At 68.0% G+C, this 26,120-nt stretch carries 28 protein-coding genes; 14 read left to right on the top strand and 14 right to left on the bottom strand.

Features of this window, described 5'->3' with window-relative positions; all coding sequences use genetic code 11:
* Positions 1-3: 3 nt before the first annotated feature.
* A complete protein-coding gene (locus tag G6N61_RS25255) occupies positions 4-1,452 on the bottom strand; it encodes an NAD-dependent succinate-semialdehyde dehydrogenase (RefSeq protein WP_163922730.1) in 1,449 nt (482 codons plus the stop codon).
* Between the two features lie 49 nt (positions 1,453-1,501).
* Between G6N61_RS25255 and pgi the strand changes: the two genes are divergently transcribed.
* Positions 1,502-3,157 carry a glucose-6-phosphate isomerase gene (gene pgi / locus G6N61_RS25250; RefSeq protein ID WP_163922726.1) on the top strand — a complete coding sequence of 552 codons (1,656 nt, stop codon included), beginning with the start codon at positions 1,502-1,504 and terminating at the stop codon, positions 3,155-3,157.
* Between the two features lie 3 nt (positions 3,158-3,160).
* Here pgi and G6N61_RS25245 read toward each other — a convergent pair whose 3' ends face one another.
* From G6N61_RS25245 to G6N61_RS25235, 3 genes are all read right to left on the bottom strand, one after another.
* Complete coding sequence (locus G6N61_RS25245; protein WP_163922723.1) at positions 3,161-3,691, bottom strand: hypothetical protein; 531 nt, start codon at positions 3,689-3,691, stop codon at positions 3,161-3,163.
* The gene (locus tag G6N61_RS25240; RefSeq protein WP_163922720.1) at positions 3,684-3,968 is read right to left on the bottom strand and encodes a helix-turn-helix transcriptional regulator; all 285 of its coding nucleotides are present in this window, start codon (positions 3,966-3,968) and stop codon (positions 3,684-3,686) included. The genes G6N61_RS25245 and G6N61_RS25240 overlap by 8 nt, the downstream gene beginning before the upstream one ends.
* A gap of 97 nt (positions 3,969-4,065) precedes the next feature.
* Positions 4,066-4,815 (bottom strand): SDR family oxidoreductase, encoded by a 750-nt coding sequence (locus G6N61_RS25235; protein ID WP_163922717.1) that lies wholly within the window; start codon positions 4,813-4,815, stop codon positions 4,066-4,068.
* Positions 4,816-4,919: 104 nt separating this feature from the next.
* Between G6N61_RS25235 and G6N61_RS25230 the strand changes: the two genes are divergently transcribed.
* The gene (locus tag G6N61_RS25230) at positions 4,920-5,477 is read left to right on the top strand and encodes a chorismate mutase (RefSeq protein ID WP_235887299.1); all 558 of its coding nucleotides are present in this window, start codon (positions 4,920-4,922) and stop codon (positions 5,475-5,477) included.
* Between the two features lies 1 nt (position 5,478).
* On the opposite strand, the gene G6N61_RS25225 is transcribed toward G6N61_RS25230, so the two are convergent.
* Genes G6N61_RS25225 through G6N61_RS25210 form a run of 4 tightly spaced genes read right to left on the bottom strand, consistent with a single transcriptional unit; the run spans position 5,479 to position 8,607 of the window.
* On the bottom strand, positions 5,479-6,342 hold the full coding sequence (locus G6N61_RS25225; protein ID WP_163922711.1) for an Fpg/Nei family DNA glycosylase: 864 nt from the start codon (positions 6,340-6,342) through the stop codon (positions 5,479-5,481).
* A gap of 37 nt (positions 6,343-6,379) precedes the next feature.
* Positions 6,380-6,763 carry a phage holin family protein gene (locus G6N61_RS25220; RefSeq protein ID WP_163922708.1) on the bottom strand — a complete coding sequence of 128 codons (384 nt, stop codon included), beginning with the start codon at positions 6,761-6,763 and terminating at the stop codon, positions 6,380-6,382.
* A 27-nt stretch (positions 6,764-6,790) separates the two neighbouring features.
* Complete coding sequence (cobF, locus tag G6N61_RS25215; protein ID WP_163922706.1) at positions 6,791-7,531, bottom strand: precorrin-6A synthase (deacetylating); 741 nt, start codon at positions 7,529-7,531, stop codon at positions 6,791-6,793.
* Positions 7,532-7,545: 14 nt separating this feature from the next.
* Positions 7,546-8,607, bottom strand: coding sequence for a YihY/virulence factor BrkB family protein (locus tag G6N61_RS25210; RefSeq protein WP_163922704.1), 1,062 nt, complete (start codon positions 8,605-8,607; stop codon positions 7,546-7,548).
* Between the two features lie 137 nt (positions 8,608-8,744).
* Between G6N61_RS25210 and G6N61_RS25205 the strand changes: the two genes are divergently transcribed.
* Positions 8,745-9,974 carry a diiron oxygenase gene (locus G6N61_RS25205; protein ID WP_163922701.1) on the top strand — a complete coding sequence of 410 codons (1,230 nt, stop codon included), beginning with the start codon at positions 8,745-8,747 and terminating at the stop codon, positions 9,972-9,974.
* Positions 9,975-10,036: 62 nt separating this feature from the next.
* Complete coding sequence (locus G6N61_RS25200; RefSeq protein WP_163922699.1) at positions 10,037-10,915, top strand: LLM class flavin-dependent oxidoreductase; 879 nt, start codon at positions 10,037-10,039, stop codon at positions 10,913-10,915.
* A gap of 6 nt (positions 10,916-10,921) precedes the next feature.
* Here the strand turns inward: G6N61_RS25200 and G6N61_RS25195 are convergent, their stop codons facing one another.
* A complete protein-coding gene (locus G6N61_RS25195) occupies positions 10,922-12,082 on the bottom strand; it encodes an ROK family protein (protein ID WP_163922697.1) in 1,161 nt (386 codons plus the stop codon).
* A gap of 99 nt (positions 12,083-12,181) precedes the next feature.
* On the opposite strand from G6N61_RS25195, the gene G6N61_RS25190 reads away from it, so the two are divergent.
* The gene (locus G6N61_RS25190) at positions 12,182-13,402 is read left to right on the top strand and encodes an MFS transporter (protein WP_163922695.1); all 1,221 of its coding nucleotides are present in this window, start codon (positions 12,182-12,184) and stop codon (positions 13,400-13,402) included.
* 1 nt (position 13,403) lies between these two features.
* On the opposite strand, the gene G6N61_RS25185 is transcribed toward G6N61_RS25190, so the two are convergent.
* The gene (locus tag G6N61_RS25185) at positions 13,404-13,994 is read right to left on the bottom strand and encodes a hypothetical protein (protein WP_163922693.1); all 591 of its coding nucleotides are present in this window, start codon (positions 13,992-13,994) and stop codon (positions 13,404-13,406) included.
* A gap of 185 nt (positions 13,995-14,179) precedes the next feature.
* On the opposite strand from G6N61_RS25185, the gene G6N61_RS25180 reads away from it, so the two are divergent.
* The 8 genes from G6N61_RS25180 to G6N61_RS25145 all read left to right on the top strand — a co-directional run bounded on the left by G6N61_RS25180 (position 14,180) and on the right by G6N61_RS25145 (position 20,260).
* On the top strand, positions 14,180-15,670 hold the full coding sequence (locus tag G6N61_RS25180) for an alpha/beta hydrolase fold domain-containing protein (protein WP_235887298.1): 1,491 nt from the start codon (positions 14,180-14,182) through the stop codon (positions 15,668-15,670).
* A gap of 95 nt (positions 15,671-15,765) precedes the next feature.
* On the top strand, positions 15,766-16,602 hold the full coding sequence (locus G6N61_RS25175; RefSeq protein WP_163922689.1) for an alpha/beta fold hydrolase: 837 nt from the start codon (positions 15,766-15,768) through the stop codon (positions 16,600-16,602).
* A 39-nt stretch (positions 16,603-16,641) separates the two neighbouring features.
* A complete protein-coding gene (locus tag G6N61_RS25170; RefSeq protein ID WP_163922685.1) occupies positions 16,642-16,947 on the top strand; it encodes a hypothetical protein in 306 nt (101 codons plus the stop codon).
* 18 nt (positions 16,948-16,965) lie between these two features.
* Complete coding sequence (locus G6N61_RS25165) at positions 16,966-17,640, top strand: VOC family protein (protein WP_163922682.1); 675 nt, start codon at positions 16,966-16,968, stop codon at positions 17,638-17,640.
* Positions 17,637-18,107 carry a ribonuclease HI gene (rnhA, locus tag G6N61_RS25160; RefSeq protein ID WP_163922679.1) on the top strand — a complete coding sequence of 157 codons (471 nt, stop codon included), beginning with the start codon at positions 17,637-17,639 and terminating at the stop codon, positions 18,105-18,107. Before G6N61_RS25165 ends, rnhA begins: the two co-directional genes overlap by 4 nt.
* Positions 18,108-18,156: 49 nt before the next feature.
* Positions 18,157-18,624 carry a MarR family winged helix-turn-helix transcriptional regulator gene (locus G6N61_RS25155; RefSeq protein WP_198339316.1) on the top strand — a complete coding sequence of 156 codons (468 nt, stop codon included), beginning with the start codon at positions 18,157-18,159 and terminating at the stop codon, positions 18,622-18,624.
* Between the two features lie 39 nt (positions 18,625-18,663).
* Positions 18,664-19,563, top strand: a complete 900-nt coding sequence (locus G6N61_RS25150) for an LLM class F420-dependent oxidoreductase (protein WP_163922676.1) — start codon at positions 18,664-18,666, stop codon at positions 19,561-19,563.
* Between the two features lie 16 nt (positions 19,564-19,579).
* Complete coding sequence (locus tag G6N61_RS25145; protein WP_163922672.1) at positions 19,580-20,260, top strand: nitroreductase; 681 nt, start codon at positions 19,580-19,582, stop codon at positions 20,258-20,260.
* Between the two features lie 4 nt (positions 20,261-20,264).
* On the opposite strand, the gene G6N61_RS25140 is transcribed toward G6N61_RS25145, so the two are convergent.
* Positions 20,265-22,595, bottom strand: a complete 2,331-nt coding sequence (locus tag G6N61_RS25140; RefSeq protein ID WP_163922668.1) for an ATP-dependent DNA ligase — start codon at positions 22,593-22,595, stop codon at positions 20,265-20,267.
* Between the two features lie 35 nt (positions 22,596-22,630).
* On the opposite strand from G6N61_RS25140, the gene G6N61_RS25135 reads away from it, so the two are divergent.
* Positions 22,631-22,858 (top strand): hypothetical protein, encoded by a 228-nt coding sequence (locus G6N61_RS25135; protein WP_163922664.1) that lies wholly within the window; start codon positions 22,631-22,633, stop codon positions 22,856-22,858.
* Positions 22,859-22,861: 3 nt separating this feature from the next.
* Here the strand turns inward: G6N61_RS25135 and G6N61_RS25130 are convergent, their stop codons facing one another.
* From G6N61_RS25130 to G6N61_RS25120, 3 genes are read right to left on the bottom strand one after another with little or no spacing between them, the layout of a single operon-like run.
* A complete protein-coding gene (locus tag G6N61_RS25130) occupies positions 22,862-24,127 on the bottom strand; it encodes a DUF4032 domain-containing protein (RefSeq protein WP_163922661.1) in 1,266 nt (421 codons plus the stop codon).
* Between the two features lies 1 nt (position 24,128).
* Positions 24,129-25,217 (bottom strand): ABC transporter ATP-binding protein, encoded by a 1,089-nt coding sequence (locus G6N61_RS25125; protein WP_163922658.1) that lies wholly within the window; start codon positions 25,215-25,217, stop codon positions 24,129-24,131.
* 29 nt (positions 25,218-25,246) lie between these two features.
* Positions 25,247-26,119, bottom strand: coding sequence for a carbohydrate ABC transporter permease (locus G6N61_RS25120; RefSeq protein WP_163922655.1), 873 nt, complete (start codon positions 26,117-26,119; stop codon positions 25,247-25,249).
* Position 26,120: the final 1 nt, after the last annotated feature.

The following is a 26,120-nucleotide window of genomic DNA, read 5'->3' as shown; positions in this document are numbered from 1 at the left end:
GCCCTACTTCGTCAGCGCGATGTACTTCGTGTCGAGGTACTCCTCGATGCCCTCGGTGCCGCCCTCACGGCCGAAGCCCGACTCCTTGATGCCGCCGAACGGAGCAGCAGCGTCCGAGATCACGCCGCGGTTGACGCCGACCATGCCCGACTCGATGGCCTCGGCCACCCGCAGCGCCCGGTCGAGCGACTGGGTGTAGACGTACGCCGCCAACCCGTACTCGGTGTCGTTGGCCGCGGCGATGCCCTCCTCCTCGGTGTCGAAGCCGGTGATCGGCGCGACGGGCCCGAAGACCTCCTCCTTGAGGATGCGCGCGTCGGTCGGCACGTCGGCGAGCACGGTCGCCGGGTAGAAGTTGCCCGGCCCGTCCGGCGCCACGCCACCCACCTCGACCGTCGCGCCGCGCGACACGGCGTCGGACACCAGCTCGGTCACCTTGTCGAGCTGCTTCTGGTTGATCAGCGGTCCCAGCGTCGACGACTCGTCGAGGCCGTTGCCGAGCTTCACCTCGCTCATGCGCTTCACCAGCTTCTCGGTGAACTCCGCGCGGACCGAGTTCGCGACGTGGAAGCGGTTGGCCGCGGTGCACGCCTCGCCGCCGTTGCGCATCTTGGCGAGCATCGCGCCGTCGACCGCGGCGTCGACGTCGGCGTCGTCGAACACGATGAACGGCGCGTTGCCACCCAACTCCATCGAGGTGCGCAGCAACTTGTCCGACGACTGCTTCACCAGGGCCTTGCCAACGCCCGTGGATCCGGTGAAAGTCAGCTTGCGCAAACGTCCGTCGTCGATCAGCGCGCTGGTGACCGCACCGGGATCACTGGTCGGCAGGACCGACAGCACGCCCTTGGGCAGGCCCGCCTCGTCCATCAGCTTGGCGAGGTACAGCATCGTCAGCGGCGTCTCCTGCGCGGGCTTGACGATCATCGTGCAGCCGGCCGCGAACGCCGGGCCCATCTTGCGGGTGCCCATGGCCAACGGGAAGTTCCACGGCGTGATCGCATAGCAGGGGCCCACGGGCTGCTTCGTGACGATGATCCTGCCGGTGCCCGCGGGGCTCGGGGTGTAGCGGCCGCCGATGCGCACGGCCTCCTCGGCGAACCAGCGGAAGAACTCGGCGCCGTAGGTCACCTCGCCCTTGCTCTCGGCGACCACCTTGCCCATCTCGAGGGTCATCAGGGCCGCGATGTCGTCGGCGCGGTCGGTGATGGTCTCGAACACCGACCGCAGGATCTCGCCGCGCTTGCGGGGCGCGGTCGCGGCCCACTCGGCCTGGACGGCACACGCGGCGTCCAGCGCGGCGACGGCGTCCTCCGCAGTGGCGTCGGCCACGCTGATCAGCGGTTCGTCACTCGAGGGGTCGAGCACGTCGAAGGTCGATTTTCCCTGCCGTTCCTCACCGCCGATCCACAGGCCGGTGGGAACTGACTTCAGGAGCGCGCTGGTGTCCATACATCCATCATTTACACCTTCGTTTCGACGCCCGCATTAGGGTTTGGATATGGCGCAGATTTCAGACATCTCGACGACTCCGGCGTGGAACGCATTGGTCCGGCACCACGAGACCATCGGCTCGAAGCACCTGCGCGAATTCTTCGACCAGGACCCGGCCCGCGGCCACGAATTGACCTTGACCGTCGGCGATCTCTACGTCGACTACAGCAAGCACCGCGTCACCCGCGAGACGCTGGAACTGCTCGTCGACCTCGCCCGCGCAGCCGACCTCGAAGGCAAACGCGACGCGATGTTCGCCGGCGAACACATCAACACCTCCGAGGACCGCGCGGTGCTGCACACCGCGCTGCGCCTGCCCCGCGACGCGTCGCTGACGGTGGACGGTCAGGACGTCGTCGGCGACGTGCACGAGGTGCTGGACCGGATGGGCGAGTTCACCGACCGGCTGCGTAGCGGCGAGTGGTCGGGGGCGACGGGTGAGCGCATCGCATGCGTCGTCAACATCGGCATCGGCGGATCCGACCTCGGCCCGGTGATGGTGTACCAGGCGCTGCGGCACTACGCCGACGCCGGCATCTCGGCGCGCTTCGTCTCCAACGTCGATCCCGCCGATCTCGTCGCGAAACTCGACGGGCTCGACCCCGCCTCGACGCTGTTCATCGTGGCGTCCAAGACCTTCACGACGCTCGAGACGCTAACCAACGCGACCGCCGCGCGGCGCTGGCTCACCGACGCGCTCGGCGACGACGCGGTGGCCAAGCACTTCGTCGCGGTGTCGACCAACGAGAAGCTCGTCGACGAGTTCGGCATCGACACCGCCAACATGTTTGGCTTCTGGGACTGGGTCGGCGGCCGCTACTCGGTGGATTCGGCGATCGGCCTGTCGGTGATGGCGGCGATCGGCAAGGAGCGGTTCGCCGAGTTCCTGGCCGGCTTCCACCTGGTCGACGAACACTTCCGCACGACGCCGCTGGAGTCGAATGCGCCTGTGCTGCTTGGCCTCATCGGGCTCTGGTACAACGAGTTCTTCGGCGCCCAGTCGCGGGCGGTTCTGCCCTACTCGAACGATCTGGCCCGGTTCGCGGCGTACCTGCAGCAGCTCACGATGGAGAGCAACGGCAAGTCGGTGCGCGCCGACGGCTCACCGGTGACGACCGCAACCGGCGAGATCTACTGGGGCGAACCGGGAACCAACGGTCAGCACGCGTTCTACCAGTTGCTGCACCAGGGCACGCGGCTCATCCCCGCGGACTTCATCGGGTTCTCGCAGCCGACCGACGACCTGCCGACCGCCGACGGCACCGGCAGCATGCACGACCTGCTGATGAGCAACTTCTTCGCCCAGACCCAGGTGCTCGCGTTCGGCAAGACCGCCGAGGAGATCGCCGCAGAGGGCACCGCGGCCGACGTCGTCCCGCACAAGGTGATGCCCGGAAACCGGCCCAGCACATCGATTCTCGGCACCAAGCTGACGCCGTCGGTGGTGGGCCAGCTGATCGCACTCTACGAACACCAGGTCTTCACCGAGGGCATCATCTGGGGCATCGACTCGTTCGACCAGTGGGGTGTGGAACTCGGCAAGACCCAGGCCAAGGCGCTGCTGCCGGTGCTCACCGACGACGGCTCCCCTGCCGAGCAGACCGACAGTTCGACCGACGCCCTGGTGCGGCGCTACCGGTCCGAGCGCGGTCGCTCGGCCTGATCGCTACTCGGGATCGAGGTCGGGGCGGGTCCAGCCGACGATCATCGCGGGTAGGCAGCCGCCGATAAGCAGCACCGTCAAGACCATGAGTCCGCCGGCGTAGGCCATGTCGGGGTCGGCGCCGTCGGTGAGCGTCGCGCCGAAGATCAGGTAGAAGGCCGGTATCAGCATCAGGGCCTGGGTCACCGACAAGCCCATGGCCCTGGCGCTGTTGCGCTGCGCGATCTCGAATTCGTCGAGCGCTCCCTCGGGCGCGTCTCCCCTTCTGCCCGAGACGACCTGCAGCGCGATCCACAACGGGAAGAACAGCACGCAGGCGGGCAGCCAGAGCAGCGGCGCCCACTGCAGACCCGCCGCGCACAGGATCGAGACGACGGCCATGAACGCGAACGTCACCGCGAGGCCGACCACCAGGACGCGCCGCCGGCTCGGGGTACGCCAGCCGGGTAGCGAATTGGCATGTCTGCGTTCGTTCTTGAGGAACTGCCGGGTGCGGTAGTCCTGGTAACGGTCGAGGATGCTGGGTTCAGTCATGGTCGTGTCCTTCCGCTCGTCTTCCGTAGAGTTCGGCCGAAAGCGGCGTGAACGCGGTACGCGAGAAGACCGCTTCGACCGGTAGTCCGAACACGTCGCAGATCCGGAACGCCAGATCGAGGCTCGGGTAGTGGTCGCCCCGCTCGAGCGCCCCCACGGTCTGGGGGTTCACGTCGATCAGCGCCGCGAGTTGGGCCCGCGTCATCCGCCGCTCGGCGCGCAGCACGCCGATGCGGTTGTGAATGGGAAGGTTCTCCCCACGCCTCACCGGACTCATACAACTAAACGTTAGGAAAACCCAACACTCACGTCAAGCCCCAGCGCGGCTTGTGGCGTATTTCCTGCGGTCAGCGCGGGAAATGTTCCACGAATCGCTAGGCGAAGCGATCCATGAACCGCGGCGGCAGCAGCTTGATGACCTCGACCAGCGGCCACCAGGGCCACCCGGGGACGACGGCGCGGCCCTTCTCCTTCTCGATCGCGTCGACCATCGCCTTGACGCCGGTCTCGTTGTCGACCATCAGCAGCGTCGAGTTCGACTTCGCGGTCATCTCGGACTCGATGTAGCCGGGCTCCAACGTGGTGATCTTGATGGGGCCCGACTTGTACTCGGCCCGAAGCGATTCGCCCAGCGACGTCACGCCCGCCTTGCTCGCGGCGTAGGCCGCCTTGAAGCCCGGCACGCCCTTGTTGCCCAGCACCGACGACACCAGCACGAGGTGTCCGCGGCCTGCGGCCTTGAACATCGCGAGCGCGGTCTCGATCTGCACCAGGGCACTGACCAGGTTGGTCTCGATGGTCGCCTTGTTGGCCCACAACTTGCCGCCACCGAGCGGGTAGCCCTTGCCGATGCCGGCGTTGACGATCACGGTGTCGATGCCACCGAGTTCCTCGGACAGCGCCTCGAACACCTTGGGCACCTGCTCGTGGTCGTTGACGTCGAGCGACGCGACGGCCACGGTGATGGCCGGGTACTTCGCCGTCAGCTCGGCCTTGAGTTCCTCGAGGTTCTCGGTGCGACGGGCGCACAGCGCGAGGTCGCGGCCCTTGGCGGCGAACTGGCGAGCCATGCCCGCGCCCAGCCCCGAGCTGGCGCCGGTGATGAGGATCTTCTGCCGAGTCATGCGAGCAGGATAACCGGACTCGACAGCCGTCAACTAACTGGTCGGTGGGGCGGACGCGCCCGATCGATGGCGACCGCACGGCGTCTTGGCGGATGATCGACGCCGTGAAACGCAGAGTCTTGCTGACCATCGGGCTCGTCGTCGCAGTGTGCGGCGCCGTCCCCGCCGCCCACGCCGACGAGCCCGGACCGCTGTTCCGGCTCGTCGACACTGCCGCCCAGCGCCTGCTGACGGCCGACCCCGTCGCGGCGTCCAAGTGGGTGGACGGCGGTCAGATCGTGGATCCCGCCCGCGTGGGGCAGGTGCTCGACGCCGTGGGCGCCGACGCGCGCACGCGCGGGATCGACGAGGCCTACGTGCGGCGGGCGTTCGAGAACCAGATCCACGCGACCGAGGGCATCCAGTTCACCCGCTTCGGGCAGTGGAAGTTCGATCCCGCCGTCGCCCCGACCGCGGCGCCGGACCTGTCGCAGTCCCGCACCGCGATCGACGGATTCAACGAGACGATGGTCGCCGAGATGGCCGCGCAGTGGGGCGTGCTGCGCGGCGCGGGCTGTCGCGTGGCCCTCGACGAGGCACGCGCCTCGGTGATCGCCCAGCGTGCGCTGGACCCGCTGTACGACCGAGCACTCGACGTCGCCACCGGGTCGTACTGCGGCTAGCTCACTTGAGCAGCTTGGACATCCGCCGGTCGGCGAGCACCTTGCCGCCGGTCTGACACGTCGCGCAGTACTGGAACGACTTGTCGACGAACGACACCTCGCGCACGGTGTCCCCGCACACCGGACACGGCAGCCCGGTGCGGGCGTGCACCCGCATGCCGCTGCGCTTCTCACCCTTGAGCGTGGCCGCCTGCTGACCGACGGACCGCGTCACCGCGTCGGTGAGCACGGTGATCATCGCGTCGTGCAGTGCGTCGAGTTGCGGGTCGGTGAGCTTGCCCGCCGTCGCGAACGGCGAGAGCCGGGCGACGTGCAGGATCTCGTCGCTGTAGGCGTTGCCGATGCCCGCGATCACCTTCTGGTCGGTCATGACGGTCTTGATCCGCCCGCTGTTGCCCTTGAGCACCTCGCAGAGCGCTTCGCGGTTCAACGACAGGGCGTCGGGTCCGAGCGCGGCGATGCCGGGCACCTTGGCCGGGTCGTCGACGAGGTACACCGCCAGCCGTTTCTGGGTGCCTGCCTCGGTGAGGTCGAAACCGGGTGCCTCGCCGGGTATTCCGAGGTGCACGCGCAACGCGATCGGACCCTTGCCCGGCTTGAGCGGTAGCGGCGAGAGCTTGTCGGACCACCGCAGCCATCCGGCCCGCGACAGGTGGGTGATGAGGTGCAGGTCGCCCACCTCGAGGCCGAGGAACTTGCCCCAGCGGTTCGCGCCGGTGACCTGAAGGCCGTGCAGCGCGGTGGGCGGCGGGTCGAACGTCTTGAGCACCGACAGGGCGGCGACGTCGATGCGACCTATGGTCAAGCCGGTGGCGTGACGCCGCAGATGGTCGGCCAGCGCCTCTACCTCGGGCAGTTCGGGCATGTCACCCAGTGTGCCGTACGGGTGCCCGCCGTCGACGTCATACGCCGGGGGTGACGACCGACAGTCCCCAGCTGACGATCGACAGCACGATGGCAGCCCAGATCGCCGTCCACCAGAAGTCGTCGATGAACAGTCCCCAGTGGGTGGTGTTCTCGGTGATCCGCGACGTGATCCAGAGCATCAGCGCGTTGACCACGACGTGGAACAAGCCGAGCGTGACGATGTAGAGCGGCAGCGAGATGAGCTTGACGATCGGCTTGATGATCGCGTTGACCAGCCCGAAGATCACCGCCACCACGAAGATGACGCCCGCCCGCTGCAGCGTGTCGTCGCCGCCGACGAAGGAGATGCCGTCGACGAGCAGCGTGACGATCCACAACGCCACTCCGGTCAGTGCGGCGCGTAGGAAGAATTGGACCATGTGCGGATCTTGCCACCGCGCAGCGGTTCAGGCGGGTCGCAGCAGGTACGTGTCCATGATCCAGCCGTGCCGCGCACGGGCCTCGGCGCGGATCGAGGCGATGCGTTCACCGTCGTCGCCGACCGTGCCCGCAACGAGCAGTTCGTCGGGGGTACCGAGGTAGGCGCCCCACCAGATGTGGGTGGACGGCGCGCAGCCGAGGAACGCGCAGTCACCGTCGAGCATGACGACCGAGGCGCCGGCAAGCCCGTCCTCGCGCAGCCGGCGTCCGGTGGTGATGAGTACCGGTTCGCCGATGTCGTTGAGCGGGATGCGATGTCGGGCCGTCAACGCCTGGATGGCGGTGATGCCGGGCACCACGTCGTAGGTCAGGTCGATGCGCTGGGCCACGATGTCGAGGATGCGCAACGTGCTGTCGTACAGCGACGGATCGCCCCACGCCAGGAATCCACCGACGCCGCCGTCGGGCAGTTCGGCCAGCATCGCCTGCGCCCACTGGTCGGCTCGGGCGGCGTGCCAGTCCGCGACGGCCTGGGTGTAGTCACCGTCGCTGGCGCGCTTGGGGTCCGGCAGCTCGACGAAGCGGTAGCCGGGTTCGCGAATGAAGCGCGCACACACCTCCCGACGGAGTGCCACCAGATCGTCCTTGGCGGCGCCCTTGTCGGGGGCGAAGAACACCTGCGTGTCGTTCAGCGCGGCGACGGCCTGGGCCGTCACGTAGTCGGGATCGCCCGCCCCGATGCCGATCACGTTGATGCGCCGCGTCATGGGGCGAGTATGCGCTACGTGGTCTGACCGTGACTGCGGCGCAGTTCCTCGGCGCGCTCGATGTCCTTCTCCTCGGCGGCCTGGTTCTTCTCGATGACGCGGGTGTCGCGTGGCGGTAGCTGCAGTTCGCGTTCGGCGGGTAGCCCGGCCTGCAGTTGGCGGCCGCGTTCGAGTTCGGCGTCCAGTTCGGCGCCGAAGAGCAGCGCGAGGTTGGTGATCCAGAGCCACAGCAGGAAGACGATGACGCCGGCCAGTGCGCCGTAGGTCTTGTTGTAGCTGCTGAAGTTCGACACGTAGATGGCGAAGCCGATCGAGGCGACGATCCACGTGACGATCGCCAGGCCGGCGCCGATGCTGATCCAGCGGAACTTCGGCTGTTTCACGTTCGGTGTGGCGTAGTACAGGATCGCGACGGCGAGGACGACGGCGATGAGCATCAGTGGCCACTTGGCGATGTTCCACACGGTCAACCCGGCGTCGCCGATGCCGATGGCGCCGCCGATCGACTTGGCGATGGGACCGCTGACGGCCAGCATGAACGCGACGAGTGCGGCGAGGACGAGACCGCCGAAGGTGAGCACCAGCTGCAGCGGGCGCAGCTTCCAGAACGGCCTGCCCTCCTCGATCTCGTACATCCGGTTCATCGCACGGCCGAACGCCCCGACGTAACCCGAGGCCGACCAGAGCGCGGTCGCTAGGCCGAGGATCAGGGCGAACCCTGCCGACGGCGTATTGACCAGCTGATCGATCGTGGGTCGCAGCGTGTCGACCGCCGACGTCGGAGCCACGCTGTTGACGGTCTCGAGGACCGCGTCGGTGGTGGCCCTGCCTTGACCGAACACGCCGAGCAGCGAGACCAGCGCCAGCATCGCGGGGAAGATCGAGAGCACTGCGTAGTAGGTCAGTGCGGCCGCGAGATCGGTGCATTGATCCTGGCTGAATTCCCGTGCGGTCTTGCGCAGTACGTAGATGATCGACGGCTTGGTGAGGTCCGCCGGCGAGTCCGGCTTGCGCGGATCGTCCGGATCGGGGGCCTTTTCCTCGGCCTCCGCGGTCGCATTCGTGTCAGTGGCCATGTGCCAACCGGTACCCCTACCCCGATCTGCCAAACGCGATCGGCACCGCGCTACCGAAAGTACCCGGTACCGAGGGTATTGACATGGTTGCGCCGAGATACCTACGTTGAGTGATCGGCAACGAAGGGACGTCAACGGTGACCCGTTCCAGCCAGGCCAGCGCGACCGTCGGCCCCACCCGGGAGGTCGTCTCCGACCGCTTGCTGCGGGGTTCGGTGCGGAAGTCGTACGAGCCCGTCGTCGACATCGACTGGGACGCACCGCTGGACCCGGACAAGTTCTTCCTGCCGCCCGCCGTCGTCTCGCTGTACGGAACCCCGATGTGGGACGCGATGACCCGGCAGCAGCAGATCGAATTGTCCCGCCAGGAGTTGGTCAACACGCTCTCGGCGGGCATCTGGTTCGAGAACATCCTCAACCAGGCGCTGCTGCGAGACCTGATGCACGCCGACCCCACGTCCAACGCCACGCACTACGCGCTCACCGAGATGGGTGACGAGACCCGGCACATGGTGATGTTCGGCAAGGCGATCGAGCGACTCGGCGCCAAGCCGGTGCGGCCGCGCCGCTATCAACGCGTCATGATCAACGGGCTGCCGCTGGCCTTCAAGGGGTCGCTGCTGTGGGTGGCGGCGCTGGTCGGCGAGGAGATCTTCGACTCGCTACAGCGGCAGATGATGGACGACCCCGACCTGCAGCCAATGGTGCAGCGCCTCATGCGAATTCACGTGACCGAGGAGGCCCGTCACATCCAGTTCGCGCGCGACGGCGTGCGCAGGCGGGTCCGGGAGATGCCGCGTCTGCACCGGATGTGGGTCGCCAACCTCAACGGGGTGGGCGGGCTGTTCTTCCGGTTCCTCTTCACCAACCCGGTGCCGTACCGCCGCGCCGGTCTCGACGGCCGCAAGGCGCGGCGGGTCGCCAGGCGCAGCCCGCACCGCCACGACGTGCAGATCTCGGGGTTCGCTCCACTGGCCGCGTTCCTCGAGGAGGTCGGGCTGATGGGGCCGCTCGCCCGGCGACTGTGGCGGCGCACGAACTTCCTGCCCGCCGCCCCGTCGCGGGCCGTCGCGGGAGGGAATGCCGCGCCCGAGGACGGCGCCCACGAGACCTACGAGGGTTCCGCCGTCTTGCGCATCGCCGACGAGGACCACGCCGTACGGGTTCGACTGGCCGGTCACCTCGACCCGATCGACGGCCGATTCCATTGGCGCGGAACGGTTCACGGCACGCTCCCCGACGACGCCCTGCGGCGCCCTGAGGCGCTGCTCACCGCCAACGGCCGCACGGCGGCGGCGCGTCTGACCGAGCGCACACAACAGGGCGACTACTCCGTCGCGGGCCTTGGCACTCCGCCGTTCGGGTGACGAACCGATGACCGGCCGCCGTTCGGCACCGCGGAATTAGAACGTGTTCTAGTATCCCCCACATGCGGTTCACGTATGCGGAGGCAATGACCGATCCGAAGTACTACATCCCGTTGGCGAAGGCTGCCGACGAGGCCGGGTATCACGCGATGACGATCCCTGACAGCGTCGCGTATCCGGAGGAGTCCGACTCGACGTATCCGTACACCGAGGACGGCAATCGGGAGTTCCTCGACGGCAAGGCCTTCATCGAGTCGTTCGCGTTGATCGGCGCGCTGTCCGCAGTGACCACGCGACTGCACTTCAACATCTTCGTGCTCAAGCTGCCGATTCGCCCGCCCGCGCTGGTCGCCAAGCAGGCCGGCTCACTGGCCGCGATGTTCGACAACCGCCTCGGCCTCGGCGTCGGCACCAGCCCGTGGCCGGAGGACTACGAGATCATGGGCGTGCCGTACGCCAAGCGCGGCAAGCGGATGGACGAGTGCATCGACGTCATCCGTGGCCTCACCTCCGGTGACTACTTCGAGTACCACGGCGACTTCTACGACTTCCCCAGGTTCAAGATGACGCCTGCGCCGACCAAGCCGGTGCCGATCCTGGTCGGCGGCCACGCGGACGCGGCGCTGCGGCGCGCCGCCCGCAACGACGGCTGGATGCATGGTGGCGGCGACCCCGAGGAGCTCGACCCGCTGCTGGCCAAGCTGGCGCGCTTCCGCGAGGAAGAGGAGCGGATCGGCCTGGCCGACGAGTTCCAGATCCACGTGATCTCGATCGACGGGTTCACCCTCGACGGCGTGAAGCGCTTGGAGGACAAGGGCATCACCGACGTCATCGTCGGGTTCCGGATCCCCTACATCATGGGTGAGGACACCGAGCCGCTCGACGCCAAGATCCGCAACCTCGAATGGTTCGCGGAGAACGTCATCGCCAAGGCGACCTGACCCGGACTAGGGCCTGGGCCCCCGGGCCACGAGCTGGTCGACGGCGCGGGGGCTGAGCACCTCGTCGAGCACCATCACCGCGGTGCCGACCACCGCGGAGTGGCCGCCATGGGCGGCCTGCACGACCTCGAGTTCCCGGGTCGACATCGCAGTGGCGTTGCCGTACAACGTCTCTCGCAAGCCAGCGACGAAGATCTCGTAGGCACGGGCCAGGTCACCGGCGATGACGAGCACCTTCGGATTGAGCAGGTTGACCGCGGCGGCGACGACTTCGCCGATGTGCCTGCCGCTGTCACGGATCATCCGGCGCACCTCCGGGTCACCCGCGTGCGCGAGTTCGACGACGTCGCGCATGTGCCGCACCGAGTAGCCCCGCTGCTGTAGGGCATGCACCACGGCCCAGCCCGCGGCGATGGTCTCGAGGCACCCGGTGTCGCCGCACCGGCATGCGAGGCCCGCCGCCGCGGGAGTCTTGTTGTGGCCGAACTCGCCAGCCGCCTGGGACGCGCCGCGCTGCAGTTCCCCGCCGGCGATGATGCCCGCGCCCAGCCCGGTGGAGACCTTGAGCACCAACAGGTCGTCGATGCGCTCGCGCTCGCCGCCGCGCTCGCCGAGCGCGATGGCGTTGGCGTCGTTGTCCAGCAGGACGGGCGCAGTCGAGAAGTCCGCGAAGTACGGCCGCAACTCGACGCCGTCCCAGCCGCGCAGGATCGGCGAGTCCCGGCTGCAGCCGCGTTCGCGGTCGACGGGCCCCGGCAGGCTGACGCCGATGCCGTACACCGGAACGCCGGGAAGCTCGGCGAGCAGGACGTCCAGTCGCTTGACCACGTCGGGCAGCAGGTCTTCGGGCCCCAGCGCCATCTCCTGGTCGATGTCCGCCGTGGCGACGATCTCGCCTGCGAGGTTGCACACGGCCAGCCGCGTGCGGCTGATCCCGATCGCCACGCACAACACGATCCCGGCGTCGGCGTCGAAGCTGAGCATCGTGGCGGGACGTCCGCCCGTCGACGGCGCACGCTCCGTCTCCTCGATCAGCCCCAGGTCGAGGAGTGCAGCCACCCGGGCCGCCACCGCGGTGCGGGACAACGACGTCGTCACGACGAGTTCCGCGCGCGTGGTGTCACGCAGTTCGCGGATCAAGGCGAAGACGTCGCCGACTGTGGTCACATCCCGATTGAACCTCACCGACGTAAGCTGCGCCACTTTCGACCGGAAAAGACCTAAGTCGGTTTGATGACATGCATAAGTAGGTCTACCGTTTCATCCATGACCCGCACCCTGACGCGCCCAACCAGACCCATGTCTGTCGTCGCGCCCGACCCGACCGTCCGGTGGCTCGCCGTGATGGCCCTCGCACTCGGCGGGTTCGGCATCGGCACCACCGAGTTCGTCGCGATGGGCCTGCTCCCCGACATCGCCGCCAGCCTGCGCATCACCGAACCGGTCGCCGGACACGTCATCTCCGCCTACGCCATGGGCGTCGTCATCGGCGCACCGCTGATCGCGTCGGTCACGGCCCGCATGCAGCGCAAGACCCTGCTGCTCGGCCTGATGGTGCTGTTCACCCTCGCCAACCTCGCCAGCATGTTCGCGCCGTCCTACGGCACCCTGATGGCGGCGCGCTTCGTGGCAGGCCTGCCGCACGGCGCGTTCTTCGGCATCGCCGCGCTGGTAGCGGCGCACCTGATGGGTCCGCGCAACCGGGCGAAGGCCGCAGCCTACGTGCTGAGCGGGCTCACCGTGGCGACTGTCCTCGGGGTACCGATGGCGTCGTGGCTCGGCCAGCACTTCGGCTGGCGCAGCGCCTTCGGGCTGGTCGTCGCCGTCGGTGCCATCACGCTGACCGCGATCTGGTACTGGCTGCCCGACATGCACAGCATGCACGTGACGAGCCCGCTGACCGAACTCGGCGCACTGAAGCGGGTGCAGGTGTGGCTGGCGCTGCTGGTCGGCATGATCGGCTTCGGCGGCATGTTCGCGGTGTACACCTACGTGTCGACGACGCTGACCGACGTCGCCGGCCTGTCCCGGAGTCTGATCCCGTTGGGGCTGATGGCATTCGGGCTCGGCATGGTGGTCGGCAACCTGGTGGGCGGCAAGTTGGCCGACAAGTCGGTGATCCGCGCGCTTTACGCGTCGCTGACGGCGTTGGGGTTGGTGCTCGGCTTGTTCGTGTTCGCCGCCCACAACCCGTGGACCGCGATGATCGGGCTGTTCTTCATCGGGTCGACCGGCGCCTCGATCGGGCCCGCGCTGCAGGCGCGATTGATGGACGTCGCCCACGATGCGCAGACGCTGGCCGCGGCGCTCAACCACTCCGCCCTCAACATGGCCAATGCGGCGGGCGCGTGGATCGGCGGCATGGTGATCTCGGCCGGCCTCGGCTTCACCGCACCCGCAGCAGCCGGGGCGGCACTGTCCGCCGGAGGCCTGGTCGTGCTGACCGTGTCGGTGGTCCTGCAGCGGTGGACCGAACGCGCCCGCTGATTCATCCGGCCGACGGGTGCACCTCGACGCGGTAGCCGTACCGCAGGGCGTCGACCGACATCGCGGGCGTGAGCACCGTCGCCTCGCCCGCGGCGCGGATGGGGTCGACGTATCCCTCGGGCGTCCAGCGCAGCAGCGTCCCGTTCCACAGCAGCCGGAAGTCACCGCCTGAGTCGACGAATACGCCGTCGGGCAGGTCGGCGACCGCCGCGCTACGGCGGGGCGAGTTCCGCGATGCCCGCAGCCGCCGGTTGAGGTCGGTGGCGTTCGCGACGGGGTCGTCGGTGGCGCGGTTCACCGCGTCGAGGTAGGCGCGATAGGAGTCGCGTCGGCACTCTCCGCACGGTCGGTGTCCGGCCGCGAGCGCGACGGCGTCGTCGAGGAAGAACAACTGCGTGTAGCGGCCGGGTCTCATGACCTCTTGCTTGCGCCCGTTGAACTCGAGCCGGCAGCTGATCCAGAGGATCGAGTTCGCCCTCCGGACGATCCGCCTGTCGTCGTCGTGCAGCACGCCCCGGTTGCCCATGAGGGTGCCGCGGGCCGCCGTCGCGATCAGCTCGCCGTCCGGGCGGACGCGGTTTCGAAGCGGCATGCGGCGACGGTAGCGCCGGGGTGTGACGTGGGCGCGGCGCCGCTGAGCTGCGGTGTTCGGCCGCGCGGCGTCATCAATTGATGACGCCGCCGGCTCGGCACGTGCCCGACTTTGCGGCTGCTCGACGCCGGTCCATTCGGCGATACCTCCAGGTCATTACGAATTCAGGCGTATATGTAATGGTCATGGGAAAGCGATCGCACGTCGGACGGATGGGCGCAGTCGCGGTGGGCCTCGGGATCGGCGCCGCCGTGGCGGCCGGTTGGTCCGCGCCGCAGGCAAGCGCCGACGCGGACGGCGGCACGTCCGCGAGTTCCGAGTCCTCGTCGGACTCATCCTCGGAGTCCTCGTCGCCGGCGGCCTCGAAACCGGACGCTGCGAACAAGTCGAAGGACCCCGCGTCGGGCCCAGGCGCCAAGGATGACGACGCTGCGGCGACCGACACCGATGAGGACGCCGAGGAGTCGGCGACCACCGCGCGAGACCGAAAGCCGCAGCCGAAGGACAACGACGATGACGAGCAGCGAGAGACGGTAAAGCCGACCGACCTCGAACCCGTCACGACCCCAGAACCGGAGCATGCCGTACCCGTCAGTGCACCGACCCGACCGGTCGACGAGCCGTCGGTGTCGACGGTGCCCGTCCTCACCCGCCGCGACACCGACCGGACGACCGTCAGCCCACCGATCGAGCCGGCTGCACCCGCGCTCACGTCGAGCGCGCCACCTACCGACCTCGCCGCGGCAGCACTGCCACCCACGGACCAGCGTCTGTACACGGGTACGCCGTCGCTCGTCTCGCAGGTGGTGACACTCGGGCTGCGGGTCGTCGACGTCGTCCTGCGCCCGTTCGGCGGCATCCTCGCCTTCACTAGCCTCGACATCCCGATCTTCACCGATGGCGTTCCGCCGTTCTTCCTCACCCACGGATTGCACGTGCAGCGCAGCGACTTCGAGGGCACGCCGGTGTGGACGCTGCGACCCGCGTCGTCGACGGAGAAGGTGATCATCGGTCTGCATGGCGGCGCGTACGTCGCCGAAGCCAGCCTCTTCCACTGGTGGACCTACACCGACATGGCACGTGACACCGGCGCGACGGTCGTCGTACCGCTCTACCCGCTGCTACCCGAGGGCAAAGCCGCCGAGGTCGTGCCCGACACCGCCGACTTCATCTCGGCGATGATCAGTCAGCACGGCGCCGAGAACGTCAGCGTCATAGGCGATTCCGCCGGCGGCGGTCTCGCGCTGGCCGCCACCCAGGAACTGGTCCGGCGTGGCTCGCCGGTTCCGTCGCGGATGGTGCTGCTGGCGCCGTGGCTCGACGCGACCGTGAGCGACCCCCGCAGCGCCGCGATCGACGGCGACGACCCACTGCTCGACGTCCCGAGCCTGCAGGGCGACGGCCGTGAGTGGGCCGGGTCGCTGGGTGCCGATCACCCGTACGCCAGCCCACTCAACGGCTCCCTCGACGGCTTGCCGCCGACGACGGTGTTCTCCGGATCGCTCGACCTGCTGACGCCGGATTCGTTGCGGCTGCGGCAACGGACGATCGACGAGGGGCTGACGAACTTCAGCTTCGAATTCCGCAACGGCATGATCCACGACTGGCCGATCTTCGCGTTCCTCCCCGACGCGATCGGCGTCCGGCCCGCCATCAACCGGGCGCTGCTGGGCTGAGCCCCCTATCGTCTGAGCGGACCATGCGACTCGTGGAGTATTTCCTGCGGTGGACGCAGGTGATGTTCCACGAATCACCGAAAGGACGCACTGACATGTCGATCATCACTACCGGCGACGGCACCGAGATCTTCTACAAGGACTGGGGCACCGGCCAACCCATCGTGTTCAGCCACGGCTGGCCACTATCCAGCGACGACTGGGACAACCAGATGCTGTACTTCCTGTCCCAGGGCTACCGCGTGATCGCCCACGACCGCCGCGGCCACGGCCGCTCCACCCAAACCCCGGGCGGCCACGACCTCGACCACTACGCCGACGACCTGGCCGCCCTCGTCGAACACCTCGACCTGCACGACGCCATCCACATCGGACACTCCACCGGCGGCGGCGAAGTCGTCCGCTTCCTGGCCCGCCACGGCCAAGCCCGCGCGGTCAAGGCCGTGCTCATCAGCGCCGTCCCACCACTGATGGTGCAAACCGAGGCCAACCCCGAAGGCCTGCCCAAAGCCGTGTTCGACGACCTGCAAGCCCAACTGGCCGCCAACCGCTCGGTGTTCTACCGCGCGCTGCCCGCGGGCCCGTTCTACAACTTCGACCAACCCGGCGCCGAACCCGCCGAAGACCAACGCGAAGCCATCATCGCCAACTGGTGGCGCCAAGGCATGATGGGCGACGCCCTGTCGCACTACGACGGCATCGTCGCGTTCTCCCAGACCGACTTCACCGAGGACCTCAAGACGATCACGCTGCCCACCCTGGTCATGCACAGCCAAGGCGACCAGATCGTGCCCTACGTCGCCTCGGGCCCCAAGTCCGCCGAACTCCTCGCCAACGGCACCCTCAAGACCTACCAAGCATTCCCCCACGGCATGCCCACCACCCACGCGGGAGAGATCAACGCCGACATCCTGGCCTTCCTTCAGTCCTGACCCGCGGTTAGCGGAAGCACCGTCTGGGCACCCTCCTGCATGGCATTCAAACTGACGTACAGCGACGGGCAGGAATCTTCGTACGACGACGACACCGTCTGGGAAGTCGACGACGGCGTGTTGAAGTTGGGCAAGAAAGAGGGTCGATGGTCGGTGCTCTTGTCACCGAGCCACTGGGCCGTGATCGAAGTCGATGGCGCCAAGTCGCGGGAAGCCGACGGCAAGGACGACGACGAGTCCAAGGATGGCGACGACGACGCCAAGGATCGCGACGCCAAGGCCGGCTCCAAAGACGATGACGCCAAGGACGACTCCGACGGGGACGACGAGTCCAAGGACGACTGACTCTGCTTGAATGGGTTGGTGCAGAACCGATCTCAGTCGGATACCGAGACCACGGCCGCGGTCGTCGTCGACGATCTGATCGTCGCCGACCCGGCGGACGCGTGGGAGTCGGCCGGGTTCACGGTTGAGGACGGATCGGTGTGCCGCATCGGGGGCGTCGTCATCCGTCTGACGGGACGCGACGCCGGCAGCGGCATCGTCGGATGGTCGCTGCGCGGCCTGCCCGTCGACGCGGCCGGTGACGTCGACGGCGTACCGACCACGCCGTCGAACCGGTCGGCCTCTGCACCGGCCCGGCACCCCAACGGCGTGGTCGCCATCGACCACGTCGTGCTGATGTCGCCGGACCTGAACCGCACCGTCGACGCACTGACCGCGATCGGCGTGCACCCGCGCCGGACCCGCGACGCCGATCTCGGCGGACGTCCCATCCGCCAGGTGTTCTTCCGCATGGGCGAGGTGATCGTCGAGGCCGTCGGTTCGCCGGACGCCGCGAGTGAGGGCCCGTCCGCACTGTGGGGCATCACCTACACCGTCGCGGACATCGAAGCCACGGCGGCGTTCTTCGCCGACCGGACGGCGCCGGTCAAGGACGCCGTACAGCCCGGGCGTCGGATCACCACGGTCCGCCACCGAGAGTTCGGCATGTCGGTTCGGACGGCGATGATCTCGGTGCCTATCCTCGGCGCATGACCCTGCCCGCTGACGCCGTCGTGATCCACACCGATGGCGGATGCCGGCCCAACCCGGGGCCCGGCGGTTGGGGGGCGGTGCTGCGCCATGGCGTGCACGTCCGCGAGATGTGCGGCGGCGAGCCCGGCGAGACGAGCAACAACCGGATGGAGCTGATGGCGCCCATCATGGCGCTCGAGGCGCTCACCCGTCCCGTCGTGGTCCACCTGCACACCGACAGCACCTACGTGCGCAACGGCATCACGAAGTGGGTGCTGGGGTGGGAACGCAACGGCTGGATGACGTCGGCGAAGCAGCCAGTGAAGAACGTCGACCTCTGGAAGCGCCTTCGGCTGGCGTGCGCCCAACATCAGGTCGAATGGTTCTGGGTGAAGGGGCATTCCGGCGTGGCCGACAACGAGTTGGCCGACGTGCTCGCGACCCGGGGCATGCATGAGGCCATCGAACGCGGCGTACCGGTCGGCTGAGCCACCGCGGCCGACCGCCGCTTTCTGGCGTGCTATTGTCTAGTACACGATGGAATCGCGCACTGGAAGTCGACGTACCGCGAAGCGGACGCCCCCGCCCACCGAGCTGGGGCAGCAACTGTCATTCGCCCTCTACGGCGCCGCGAACCGCATGGTTCGCCTGCACAAGCCGTTCCTGGAACCACTGGGACTCACCTTCCCCCAGTACCTGGTGATGCTCGCGCTCCTGGACGGCGCACCGCTGACCGTCGGCACGCTTGGCGCCCGGCTGGACATGGACACCGGCACCATCACCCCACTGGTGAAACGGCTCGAGGCCGCCGGGATGGTCACCCGCGTGCGGGACCGCACCGACGAACGCCGGGTACTGGTCGACCTGACCACCGAGGGCCGCGCGCTGGAGTCGCGGATCCGCGGGGTCACCGACCAGATCAAGTCGGCATGCCAGCTCACCAATGACGACATCGACGACCTTCGGCACACGCTCGATGGTCTCGCCCACCCGGCGACCGACTAACCCCAAGCGCATTACGAGAACCCGAATCGAGACTATCCGATGGCGAATGACAAGACGCCCGTTGACTTCCCGGCCAAGGTCGGTGTCTGGTGGAACAGCGAACCGTGGCCGATCCGCGAGGCGCAGGGCATCGCCCGCGAGATCGAGGACCTGGGCTTCGGGTCGCTGTTCATGCCCGAGGGCGGCGGCAAGGACGCACTCGTCGAGTCCGCGGCCTTCCTGGCGGCGACCGAACGCCTCGTGGTCGGCACCGGCATCGCCAACATCCACTTCCGCATCCCGATACCCGCTGAGACCGGAGCGCGGACACTGGCGGCCCTGCATCCCGGACGGTTCGTGCTCGGTCTTGGCGTCAGCCACGCGCCGTTCGTCGAGGCGACCATGAAGGGCTCCTACGGCAAGCCGCTCGCGACGATGCGCACCTACCTGGAACGCATGAACTCCGTGCCCACGGAGGTGGAAGAGGGCGCGCGGCCGGCGCGCGTGCTGGCAGCCCTGGGACCGAAGATGATCAAACTCTCCGGCGAACTCGCCGACGGCGCCCACCCCTACCTCGTCACGCCGGAGCAGACAGCCGCCACGCGTGCGATCCTCGGTCCCGATAAGTGGGTCATCACCGAGCAGGCCGTCGCCATCGGCGGCGACGCCGCGGATCAACTCCGACGGGCACACACGCACGTCGGGTTCTACACGCCGCTGCAGAACTACCGGAACTCCTGGCTACGGCAGGGCTTCGACGACGCCGACCTCGAGCCCGGCGGATCCGACCGGCTGGCCCGTGCCCTGGTGGGCATGGGAACAGCCGATGAGGCCGCCGCATTCGTCACCGCGCACTTGGATGCCGGCGCAGACCACGTCGTCATCCAGGTCGTCGGCGAGGGAGTGACCGCAGACCCGCGCCCGGCATTGCGCGAACTCGCTGCGGCACTGCAGCTCTGACCACGAAGGAACACTGATGACCGACTCCCTGGCACCCTTCGTCGACGTCGTGCGGTCACGGCGATCGGCTCGGCGGTTCCTGCCCGACCCAATGTCGTCGCAGGAAATCTGGAGCGTGCTCGAAGACGCGCAGACTGCTCCATCCAACAGCAACACCCAGCCGTGGGCGGTGCACGTCGTCTCCGGCGAACTCAGGGACGCTCTGCGTGACGAACTGCTGCGAGCCTACGACGACGGGCGTGAATCCCCCGACTTCACTGCCGACTACGGCAACGGCGTACACCTGCAGCGGTCGCGAGACCACGGCGCAGCCCTCTACCAGAGTTGGGGAGTGGCGCGCTCGGACGTCGAAGGCAGACGTGAGGTGGTGCGCGAGAATCTCCGTTTCTACGGCGCTCCCCACGTCGCCTTTCTGTTCATGCCCGCACTCGGTGACGGGGTCCGCACCGCAGGCGACATCGGCATGTACGCACAGACGTTCCTGTTGTCGCTGACCGCTCGCGGGTTCCACGGTATTCCGCAGACCGTCCTAGGGATGTACGCCGACACCGTCCGCAATACGCTCGGCATCTCGGACGACCTCAAGCTGCTGTTCGGGATCTCCTTCGGGCACGCCGATCCGTCGGCACCGGTGAACGACCTCCGCATGCACCGCCTTCCGCTCGGCGACAGCGTCGTCGTGCACGGATGCTCGTAGCGGTCTACTCCCACACCACCTCGTCGGGCGACTTGTCGTCGCGCAGTCCGCGCCAACTCGGTTGGCGCAGGCGGCCATCGGAGGTGCGCTCGCTGTAGCGCACCTCCCCTACCAACTCGGGCCGGACGAACGTCACGCCCTTGGCGTCGGGTCCGGTGAGACGCTTCGTGAACGGGGACTCGTCGGTGTGCAGCGGCGCCAGGGTCTTCTTCAAGCTCGCGAGGTCCTTCTCGGTGAAGCCCGTCCCGACCCGGCCGGCGAACTGCAGCCCCCCCTGGGGCTCGGGCACGCCGAGCAGCAGCGCGCCGATGCCGCTGCTGCGTCCGCCCTCCCCCGCACGCCATCCGCCGATCACGACTTCCTGTGTGCGCCAGATCTTGTCCTTGATCCACGACGACGACCGCCCGCCCGGCTGATAGGTCGAGTCGAGCTTCTTGGCGACCACGCCCTCCCACCGGCGTTCCCGCGCCAGCTCGAGGGCCTCGGGACCGTCGCCGTCGAGCCGGTCCGGCACGATCAGACCGCCGGCGTCGGCGAGAGTCTCCAAAATTCGGCGGCGGTCGGAGTACTTGGCGCGCAACAGCGATCGCCCGTCGAGCGACAGGACGTCGAACGCCCAGAACTCGACCCGGGTCGAGCGCGCCCGGTTCTGCATCAGCCCGAAGTTCGGCACGCCCGCCTCGTCGAGCGCCACCGCCTCACCGTCGAGGATGACGTGATGGTCGGCCAGATCGGCGGCGAGCGCCTGAAGTTGGGGATATTCGCGGGTGACGTCGCGGCCACTGCGCGACCTGAGTTCCAGCGCGCCGTGGTCGGCGTCGACGAGCAGCCGGTAACCGTCCCACTTCCCCTCGAACGCCCACTGGCCCGCCTTGAGTTTCGCCACCGATCCGTGGGTGGCGAGCATCGGCGCCAGGTCCGCCAGGGCGAGCGAAGCGACGGGGGATTCCGTCGGCGAAAGCGTGGGCTGCTCCTTCATGCGATGCGCCAGCCAGTTCTTGCCGCCGGTCTGGATCAGCGCATACCGGCCGGACACCTTGGACCCGTTCAGCGTGACGATCACCTCGCCGCCCTTCTCGGGTCCGTCGGGCGGGTTGTCGTTGAACTTCTCCGCCTCGTACGTGCCGGAGTCGTAGATGAAGACCTCGCCACCGCCGTACTCGCCCTTGGGAATCGAGCCCGCGAAGGTCGCGTATTCCAGCGGGTGATCCTCGGTGTGCACGGCGAGGTGGTTGACCGACGTGGTCTCGGGCAGGTTCTTCGGAATGGCCCACGACACCAGCACGCCGTTGCGCTCCAACCGGAAGTCGTAGTGCAGGCGGCGGGCGTGGTGCTCCTGGATGACGAAGGTGTCGTCGTTGCCGACCGCCGGCGCCTTCTGCGGGACGGGTTCGGGCGTCTTCACCGGATCGCGCATGCTGCGGTAGGTCGTCAACTTGTCTGCCAGCGGGACGAATTCGTCGAGTCCGGCCAGCAGGTCGCCGTCGGCCTCCACCCGCGCGAGCACCTCGTCGAACCGCAGGTGCCGCAGATCGGGGTCCTCGATCTCCTCCCACGTGCGCGGGGCCGCCACCGTCGGCTCGTCGCGGCCGCGCAACGAGTACGGCGCGATGGTGGTCTTGGCGGCGCTGTTCTGGCTCCAGTCGAGGAACACCTTCCCCGCGCGCAGGCTCTTGGTCATCGTCGCGGTCACCTGCTTGGGCATCTGCTTCTCGAGCTGCACGGCGATCCGCTTGGCCAGCACCGACGCGCCCTGCGAACTCACCGGCTCGGCGAGCGGAACGTAGAGGTGCAGGCCCTTGCTGCCACTGGTGAGCGGATAGGTCGTCAGCCCGATGTCGGTGATGAAGCCGCGCACCTCGTGGGCAACCTGGCACAGCTGGCGGAACGTCACGTCCTCGCCCGGGTCGAGGTCGAACACGATCCGCGTCGCAGGCCCGGGCGTCGTGGCTGTGTCATGACCCGCCCCGCTTCGCCCGCCCGTGACGAATCGCCACTGCGGCACGTGCACCTCCAGCGACGCCTGCTGTGCGATCCACGCCAGCCCCTCGCGCGAGTCGATCACCGGGTACGTCGTGGTGCCCGACTTGTGGGTGACCGACCCGCGGTCGAGCCAGTCGGGCGCCGACGACGCCAGCTGCTTCTCGAAGAAGTCGGGCTGCCCGACCCCGTTGGGCCAGCGCTTGCGCGTCACGGGCCTGCCTGCGATGTGGGGCACCATGACGTCGGCGATGGTGGCGTAGTACTCGAAGACCTCCGCCTTGGTCGTACCCGTGGCCGGGTACAGCACCTTGTCGGCGTTGGTCAGCTTCACCCGCCCGCAACGATCCACCATTCCACGCTATTACCCGCTGTTACGTTGACCTAGTGATGCGGGCGTTGGCAGTGTGCGCGGCGGTGGTGGCCGTCGTGACGGCGGCACCGGCCGCGGCCGATCCGCAGGATTTGGTGCCCTACTGCTCCGGCGATCAGACGCCGATGGACTCGAACTGCCGGACTCCGTCCTCGCAGGTCTTCACCCACCCCGATCCCACGGGTTCGGGCCTGAGCCCGGATCTGCCCTACGGCCTCACCCCGGGCCAACAACCCGCGGTCTAGGGCTCAGTCGTCCTCGAACTGCACGGCGAACGGCGCGGTCGGCACCTCCGCGATCGCCAGTTTCGCCGCCGCGTCCATCGGGATCCGATTGCGGGTGAGCGCGGCGAGCGCCGCACTGGTGCCGACGTCGCGACCCGCCTGCTCGCTCAGCAGCCACCGCACCTCGAGCAGGTCGCAGTAGGCCTGGATCGGAGTGCCAGCGCGGTGCACGGCGTCGTGCGCCAGCCGTTCGGTCGGCGTCAGCACCTCCATGACCCACAGCCGTGCGGCGGTCGACTCGTCGACGTCGTATCCCGCTTCGGCGGACAGCTGCGCCTGGTAGGCCCGAAGGTCCCCCAGCAGGATGCGCGCCTGCCCCTCGCCGACGTCGAGACCGGTGAGCCGCTGCAGATCCTGGGCGTGGTAGCGCCGGTCGCCGACCGCGAACCGGACGTGCATCCGGCTGGGGTCGGCACTATCGGGTTGCAGGGACAGTTCGTCGACCGCGAAGCCCAGATCGTTGAGCCGACGGATGATCCCCTCGACGCGGTAGCGGTCGTTGAAGCCGAACACCGGCTCGGAGTGCAGGATGCTCCACAGCTCCTCATACCGGAGTCGAACCTGTTCGGCCTCCGCGATTAGCGTGTCCTGCAACTCCTCCGACGTGTCGAGCCGTGCGGCGAGGTCGACCATCCCCATCGCCACGTTTTCGACCGCGATGTCGAGGTCGTACTGCCGTTGCCCGCGGCTCAGCGACGGATGCACCTCAGAGGTCTCGGCGTCGACGAGCCACGCCTGCAGCAGCTGACCGTCGCGGGAGAACAGCGTGTTCGCCAACGAGCAGTCACCCCAGAACATTCCGTGCCGGTGCAACTCCACCAGCAGCCCGGCCATCGCGTCGAGCAGACGGGCCCGATGCTTGGGTTCCTCGGGCGGCAGCCGCATGAACAGCCTGCGGTACTGCCAGGACCCCTCCAGGTAGCGCGTCACCAGGATCGCGGTGTCGAATTCCGGTTGCAGCACCAGCCCGGCCGGCCGTACCGCGGGCAGCCCCATGTCCTCGAGGCGGCGCAGGACGTCGTACTCCTTGGCGGCGATCCGCCCCGGCATGTCCTTGACCGCCCACACCTGACCGTCGGCCTCGACGAACTTGACCAGGTGCCGGCTCGGCCCGACGGCGAAGTCGCGCAACGGAACGTCGGGCACCAGCCACTGCGCCAGCGGCCGGTCCCACGGCAGCGAGATCAGCCCGGGTGTGGGCGCCCGGAGTTTGAGTTCGGGCGCCTTCACGTCAGTTCAGGCGTTCGCCGGTCTCCGGGTGGAACAGGTGCACCGCACCCTCGGGGTGCCTGCGCAGCCGCACCGTGTCGGCCAGTCGGGGTGCGGTGCGCGGGTTGCAGCGCGCCACCAGCTCCACGCCCGTCGAGCCGGAGCCCGCGTGGGTGTAGACGTAGGCCTCGCTGCCGAGGTCCTCGACGAGGTCGACGACGACCTCCACGCCACCGCTGTCGGTGACCTCCAGCTGCTCGGGCCGGATCCCGACGGTCACCTCCTTGACGCCCGCACCGGACAGGGTCGAGATGTCGTCCCGCTCCAATTCGAACACCGAGTCGCCCACCTGGACACCGTCGTTCGTGATTGCCGCGGTGAACAGGTTCATCGCGGGCGATCCGATGAAGCCGGCGACGAAGGCGTTGGCCGGGCGATCGTAGAGTTCGTTGGGCGCGGCGAACTGCTGGAGCTTGCCGAACCGCAGCACGGCTACCCGGTCGCCCATCGTCATCGCCTCCACCTGGTCGTGGGTGACGTAGACGGTGGTGGTCCCGAGTCGTCGCTGCAGCGCGGCGATCTGGGTGCGGGTTTGCACGCGCAGCTTGGCGTCGAGGTTCGACAGCGGCTCGTCCATGCAGAACACCTGCGGTTCGCGCACGATTGCACGGCCCATCGCGACGCGCTGGCGCTGACCGCCGGACAGTTTGGCGGGCTTGCGATCCAGGTGCTCGGTCAGGTCGAGTACCTTGGCGGCCTCCTCGACCTTCTTGCGGCGTTCCTCGGCCGAGACGCCGCGCAGCTTGAGCGCGAAGCCCATGTTCTCGGCGACGGTCTTGTTCGGGTACAGCGCGTAGTTCTGGAACACCATCGCGATGTCGCGGTCCTTGGACGGCACGCCCGTCATGTCCTTGCCGTCGATCTCGATGGCGCCCTCGTCGATGTCCTCCAGGCCGGCCAGCATCCGCAGTGCGGTGCTCTTGCCGGACCCGGAAGGCCCGACGAGGACCACGAATTCGCCGTCCTCGATCTCGAGGTTGAGGTTGTCGACTGCGAGTTTGTCCGAACCCTCGTAGATGCAGGAGGCGTTCTTGTAGGTGATCGATGCCATGTCTCTAGCTCCTTGAAAGTGAGGGGAAGTTACTTGATCGCGCCGAAGGACAGTCCGCGCACCAGCTTGTTCTGCGCGAACCATCCGCAGAGGATGACGGGCAGGGCCGCCATCGTCGCGGCCGCCGACAGCACGGCCCAGTACTGACCCTCACCGGCGATGAACCCGACGAGGTACACCGGCATGGTCTGTGCGTTCACCGCGGTCAGGTTCACCGCGAAGAAGAACTCGTTCCACGCGAAGATCACGCAGATCAGCGCGGTCGCCGCGATGCCGGGTGACACCAGCGGCAGGATCACCTCGCGCACCGAGCGCCACAGGCTCGCGCCGTCCAGGCTGGCCGCTTCGAGCAGTTCACCTGGCACCTCGAGGAAGAACGAGCGCATCATCCAGACCGCGATCGGCAGGTTCATCGCCGTGTAGAGGACGACCAGTGCCCAGATATTGTCCAGCAGACCGACGTTGGACACGATCACGTAGAGCGGCAGGATGACCGCGACGACCGGCAGCATCTTCGTGCTCATGAAGAAGAACAGCGCGTCCGACGTCTTGCGGACGGGCCGCAGCGACAGTGCGAACGCGGCGGGCACGCCGAGCAGCAGCACCAGGATCGTCGACATGCCGGTCGCGAACAGCGAATTAAGCATGGCAGGACCGATGCCCTGGCTGAACACGGCGCTGTACTGGTCGAGGGTGGGGGTGAAGAACAGCGTCGGCGGATTGGTGGCAGCGGCGCTCTCCTGCTTGAACGACGTCAGCACCATCCAGAACACCGGGAAGAAGAACCCGAGGCCGGCAAGCCAGGCCACGATCCCCCAGGGGCTGAACTTCTTGCTCTTCTTCTTCCGCGGTCGGGCCGGCGCCGCTGTCGCGGAGACGTTCTCGGTAGCAGTAGCGGTCATG

Origin of the sequence: Mycolicibacterium arabiense (genome assembly GCF_010731815.2) — a bacterium.
GTDB lineage: Bacteria > Actinomycetota > Actinomycetes > Mycobacteriales > Mycobacteriaceae > Mycobacterium > Mycobacterium arabiense.
Note: the sequence above shows the minus strand (reverse complement) of the source record. Positions and strands in the feature narration are given on the sequence as shown.